The organism is Pseudohalocynthiibacter aestuariivivens (assembly GCF_018457175.1).
Lineage (GTDB): Bacteria > Pseudomonadota > Alphaproteobacteria > Rhodobacterales > Rhodobacteraceae > Pseudohalocynthiibacter > Pseudohalocynthiibacter aestuariivivens.
Genome location: NZ_JAGFNU010000034.1, coordinates 1 through 4,589 on the forward strand (window position 1 = coordinate 1; position 4,589 = coordinate 4,589).

A 4,589-nucleotide genomic window follows, 5' to 3' on the forward strand; every position below is an offset into this window, starting at 1 on the left:
CGCATGAAACGATCTACCGCAGCCTTTATGTGCAGACCCGTGGTGTTTTGAGGAAGGAATTACAGCAGTGTTTGCGCAGCCCGCGTGCCATTCGACGGTCACGGCATGCGACCCAGAAAGGGCTAAACGCTTTGGGGAACATACCTTGAGGCTGGCAATACGGCTTCAGCCCTTAACCAGGATATGCAGGTTATGGATGAGCTTATTAAACTTGCACCACAGGGTCCAATCTCGGGACGCTTAGCGAGTGCTTTCCCCGGCGTTTCCAGCGCAGGCGATGCATTCCAGTCTGTTGTTAAGCGGGTTGCGCCCACGCTTCGCGCCGAAGGTTCAGGTTCTACGTCAGACATTGAATATGAGGGTATGCTGCGCAGCCTCCCGGCCCTTGGCAATAAGCCAGAGGCAAACGTGATGATTGCCCAAATCATGCGCCAGAAAGCGGCGATTAACATGGAGCGCTCTCAGATTGTGCAGGACTACCAAAGTGACTTGATTGACGTGCAGGAAGCGCGGACCAGAATGCGCGAACTCGACCAACGCTCAATCATGACACCTGAAATGCAGCAAGCACTTACGGGACTTTCAACGGGTTCTCTGGATGGCGGCTCGGATGAGCTATCAGACGATGAATACCTTAAATCGTTAGGACTAGAATAATGGCCGCAACATATAAAGAGCTAATAGCCAAATCTCGTGAGCTTCACGCAAGCGGCGATATTGATGGGGCGCGGCGTGTTGCGGAAATTGCAGTTTCCCGCAGAGAGCCTGAACGGTCTTTTGGTCGAACAATCTATGAGAATGTCATAGGCAGCGGCGAAGCTGACACCCCCGGCGAAAAGGTGGGCCAGGCAATAAACGATGCAGGCAAATCTTTCTTCGCAGGTGTCGGGCGTGGTGTGACTGGTTTGCTTGATTTGCCAGGGAACATTGTTTCCGGCGCGGGTAACTATGCAATCGACAAGGCAGAAGGCGCATATGAAGCCACTACAGGCAGGGAAAGCCCCGCATTCGATGGTGCAAGGTATGCCATTGACCGTTTCCCTATGGGTGATGGTTCGGCGGCTAGGGACATCTCTGAACGTGTTACAGATGACGCTGTGAACTATCGCGGTGAGAGTCGCGGGTCTCGCATTGCCGGAACAATTGGGGAATTTCTCCCAGGCGCAGCGGCATTGGGTGGGACAAATGCCCTTCTGCCTTATGCAGTGGCTCCTGGTGTTGCGTCTGAACTTGCTGGAGAGGCCACAGAAGGCAAGACGCTACCCGAAAACATTCCGCTTGTCGGCGGCAAGGACGCAGAGCCATTTGCGCGCATCGCTGCGGCTATAGCGGCCCCAGCGGCTTACAACGTTGGCACCAATGCTATCAGGTCGGCAGTGACACCACACCCAACAGATCCGGCACGAATAGCAGCGGCACAGCGATTGGAGTCTGAGGGCGTTCAACTCACAGCGGGGCAGAAAACCGGAAACCGCAACCTGAGCCGCTCTTATGGCCGGGGTTTCTTTGAGCGAAGTACCAGGAGCAAAACCCATCTGAGAACACGACAGGCTGGCTTCGTTTCACGGCAAGGCCAGCCACCCGGTGGGGAAAACCGGAGTTTAGCGCATGAATTGTTACTCGATAAATCGTCGCTGGTTTGACCGCTTTCTTCCCGAAATCAAGCAGATTGTCGGGGCGCAATTGTTGCGTGAAGCCCCAGATGAACAAGATTGGCACAACGCCACGGATCTCATGCTGTTTGATGCACGAGACATTCGCGTTGCCGCCCGCGTTCGCAGACCCGGCTATGTGCATCGTTACCCCTATCAGTTCACCATACGCGCCAGGGTCACGTCAGGGGCCGAGACAGAGCTTTCCAAGATAGTGAACGGCAAAGGAGATTGGATGTTCTACGGCCACTCCAACGAACGCCAGGACGGCTTTGCGCTGTGGTGGTTGATTGACCTAAACGCGTTTTGGGCTGCGTTAATCCGGCAAACAGCAAACGGCTACAGGATTAGTTGCGGCGACATGGCCAATTCGGATGGCACCTGTTTCAAGTGGTTTGATATCCGGTCGTTTCCAACCTATCCGCCGTTGGTGGTGGCGAGGAGCAGGATTTTGCCGTAGTCAAAGAGGAATAAACCAATGTTGAAACCCAAGGCCGATATTCTGTTTAAGCCACTTCAACATTCGCTAGGATTGGAATTTGATTTATGGATAACGCTGGCCCAAAACGAATTTGGCTGTATATAATTCCCTGTGTTGTATCGGTTTGTTACGCTACTTTCACACTGGTTAGTGTCATTATTACAGACAATTACTTTTTCCAATATCCAGCAGAAGGATTAGGGAGAACGGCTGGTGCTGCGGGATCGGCGTTTGTTGCCACCGTCATCATTGAAATAATTGGTGTGGGAATTTTGATCCCAGTAAAGTTTATTGTGAAAGCAATCCAATCAATATTTAGGAAAGCACCCACGAAGTAGTGGAATCTCGAAAAAGGTATTTTCCAAAACCTCCCAATCGATTCTTCGTGGCTAGTTTAGTGTTCGTTGTTTCCACGCAACAACTAGGGCGCAAATCGCAAGGACACGTGAGACGTCTAGATCAAGCTTTTCGCTGTTGAAATTGAAAGTATCGATGGCCCAGGATGCGGCACTGAAACATCTAGACGAAACCGCTTGAATTGTGGGGAATCTAGCAGTTATATCTGCATCGGTAGGAAAAATTAAATTCTGGTCGCTTGATTTCTGCGTTATCCAGTACCAGCCGAAATAGTCAAAACGGAACCCCTAAATCTATGGCAAATCAAGTAGGCATCGCGATAAACGCGCTCGCTGTTTTAGTTCTTATTTCAGCTTTAATAGTCGGATTAATTCATGCGTATCTTTGGCGCAGAAAGAACTCCGAAAGTCTGGGATTTAAATGGGGCTTTTTCGTCATTTATTCAACGATGATACCCTACATCCTGCTCAGTGGTTTTTTTGCATATGCTTTTGTTGAAAATGGAGAAAGCACTCGATCCAGTATTGGTTCGGTTCTATTCCTAACATTTGTAGTTATGACTTTCTTGTTTGGTGTAAAGCGGCGTCGATGGGCATTGGTGACTATTACAGTGTTATCAATCAACCCGCTTTGGTGGATAATTAATTCGATTTACCTGAAAAACCGATGGCTCGAATTCAAAACCACCTAGCAGTAAACCTTCGTGGCCACATCGACGAAGTATCAATACAAGACTCTGCTTCGGTGGCGTCTTGTGCTTTGCTGGGGCAGCATGAAAAACCGACTCATAAACATAACAGCGACATGGGATGGTAAGGCTGGTGCCTGGGTTGCAACCAGTACTGATGTACAAGGCTTAGAAATCGACGCAGAAAGACCTGAGGATCTTGAGAGTAAGGTAGAAACTGCGATTGCCGACCTGTTAGGGCTATCCAATGCAGAGGCGCTTGATGTTATCATCCGCTTTCAATGGATAGCATAGAGCATACTTTTTGCAGCATTAGAAATTTACTTGAGATTTATGTCGCCACCACTTCCAATCTCGTGGGTGGCAACAGGCCCTAAGCACCTTCACCAGGAGGTTACAATTAGATCGTATTTATGTAGAGCCATGTGATACAATGGAAAAGTACACTCATGCATGTTTTAGCACCCCTAAATAACTGGAGAGCTACTATGAGCGATTACCAAACAATCTCTTGTTTTCATTCCAAATCGAGAAATGCGCCAAAGTCATTATGCCGCCAGCCACCGAGCGCGGAACTATCGAACGAGTTGCTTTCTGCCGCGAACGCATTCGGTCCGTTCCCTTCGGCATGCCTTGAGACATTCGTTGACCTTGGCTTGTCTGACGAAGAAATCGGACACTATGTTCACATACCTTCCAGAACGGTAAAACAACTTCGCCAAGTATGGCACATCACACAATAGTTATTGCGACCACTCAACCAACCTAAGTCCAAACCTATCCATAAAGCGAACGGCAATCGCCAGGTCGTTGAAATAGAATGCGCTCGCTTCTATCCCCGGCACTGAATCACTGTTCCAGGCGAAGTTGTCTCGGCCTGCATGTTCAAGCAACCATTCCTGCATTTCGATGTACTGACGCCCGTATCCGTCTTCAGGCACTTTCACCCGAATGCGGATTGGGAACGCTCTTTCGTCTTTGGCTTTTTTGGGTGAGCGGGAGCGTGTTCTCATCGGAAAAGATTAGCCGTGTATTCTAGCCACCGCCAGATGCCACTTGATTTAAATCAAATGCGAAAATCGAACAAGCTGTTAGCAGTGTACTAGGGTGCTTAGGTTTTTCGATACTTGTTCGCGCGTTTCTTCGAAGAATGTCCCTAGACATTTCCTAAGTACCCTGTCCCCTTTTCCAATTGGCAACTTTGAAGCTTAGGCGTCCGGCGGGGATGTTTTAGTTGCGAGCACATCAGACATTTGCCATGCAATTGTTCAACGGCAGCTCAGCGGTGTGGTTTCAACTGATCGCCGCAACACATGCTTCAAATTTCTCTGCTGGCGTTTGGTATTGCAAGGTCTTTCGAGGTCGCTCGTTGAGTTGACGAGCGACGGCGCTGAGTTTGGCTTGACTAAAG

At 49.5% G+C, this 4,589-nt stretch carries 5 protein-coding genes and 1 pseudogene; 5 read left to right on the forward strand and 1 reads right to left on the reverse strand.

Annotated elements, in window-relative coordinates:
* From J4E70_RS19480 to J4E70_RS19140, 5 genes and pseudogenes are all read left to right on the forward strand, one after another.
* Nucleotides 1-119: pseudogene (locus J4E70_RS19480) on the forward strand (IS30 family transposase); the annotation flags it as partial.
* 73 nt (nucleotides 120-192) lie between these two features.
* Nucleotides 193-657, forward strand: coding sequence for a hypothetical protein (locus tag J4E70_RS19125; RefSeq protein ID WP_213891527.1), 465 nt, complete (start codon nucleotides 193-195; stop codon nucleotides 655-657).
* A complete protein-coding gene (locus tag J4E70_RS19130; RefSeq protein ID WP_213891530.1) occupies nucleotides 657-1,643 on the forward strand; it encodes a hypothetical protein in 987 nt (328 codons plus the stop codon). The genes J4E70_RS19125 and J4E70_RS19130 overlap by 1 nt, the downstream gene beginning before the upstream one ends.
* The gene (locus J4E70_RS19135; RefSeq protein ID WP_213891532.1) at nucleotides 1,609-2,112 is read left to right on the forward strand and encodes a hypothetical protein; all 504 of its coding nucleotides are present in this window, start codon (nucleotides 1,609-1,611) and stop codon (nucleotides 2,110-2,112) included. Before J4E70_RS19130 ends, J4E70_RS19135 begins: the two co-directional genes overlap by 35 nt.
* Before the next feature lie 1,150 nt (nucleotides 2,113-3,262).
* Nucleotides 3,263-3,472 carry a DUF1902 domain-containing protein gene (locus J4E70_RS19140; RefSeq protein ID WP_213891534.1) on the forward strand — a complete coding sequence of 70 codons (210 nt, stop codon included), beginning with the start codon at nucleotides 3,263-3,265 and terminating at the stop codon, nucleotides 3,470-3,472.
* Between the two features lie 449 nt (nucleotides 3,473-3,921).
* Here J4E70_RS19140 and J4E70_RS19145 read toward each other — a convergent pair whose 3' ends face one another.
* On the reverse strand, nucleotides 3,922-4,191 hold the full coding sequence (locus J4E70_RS19145) for a hypothetical protein (RefSeq protein WP_213891536.1): 270 nt from the start codon (nucleotides 4,189-4,191) through the stop codon (nucleotides 3,922-3,924).
* Nucleotides 4,192-4,589: the final 398 nt, after the last annotated feature.

Excerpts from the sequence above, each read along its gene's own strand:
- J4E70_RS19135 (WP_213891532.1), top strand. The coding sequence starts at position 1,609 with ATGAATTGTTACTCGATAAATCGTCGCTGGTTTGACCGCTTTCTTCCC.
- J4E70_RS19125 (WP_213891527.1), top strand. The coding sequence starts at position 193 with ATGGATGAGCTTATTAAACTTGCACCACAGGGTCCAATCTCGGGACGC.
- J4E70_RS19145 (WP_213891536.1), bottom strand. The coding sequence starts at position 4,191 with ATGAGAACACGCTCCCGCTCACCCAAAAAAGCCAAAGACGAAAGAGCG.
- J4E70_RS19140 (WP_213891534.1), top strand. The coding sequence starts at position 3,263 with ATGAAAAACCGACTCATAAACATAACAGCGACATGGGATGGTAAGGCT.
- J4E70_RS19130 (WP_213891530.1), top strand. The coding sequence starts at position 657 with ATGGCCGCAACATATAAAGAGCTAATAGCCAAATCTCGTGAGCTTCAC.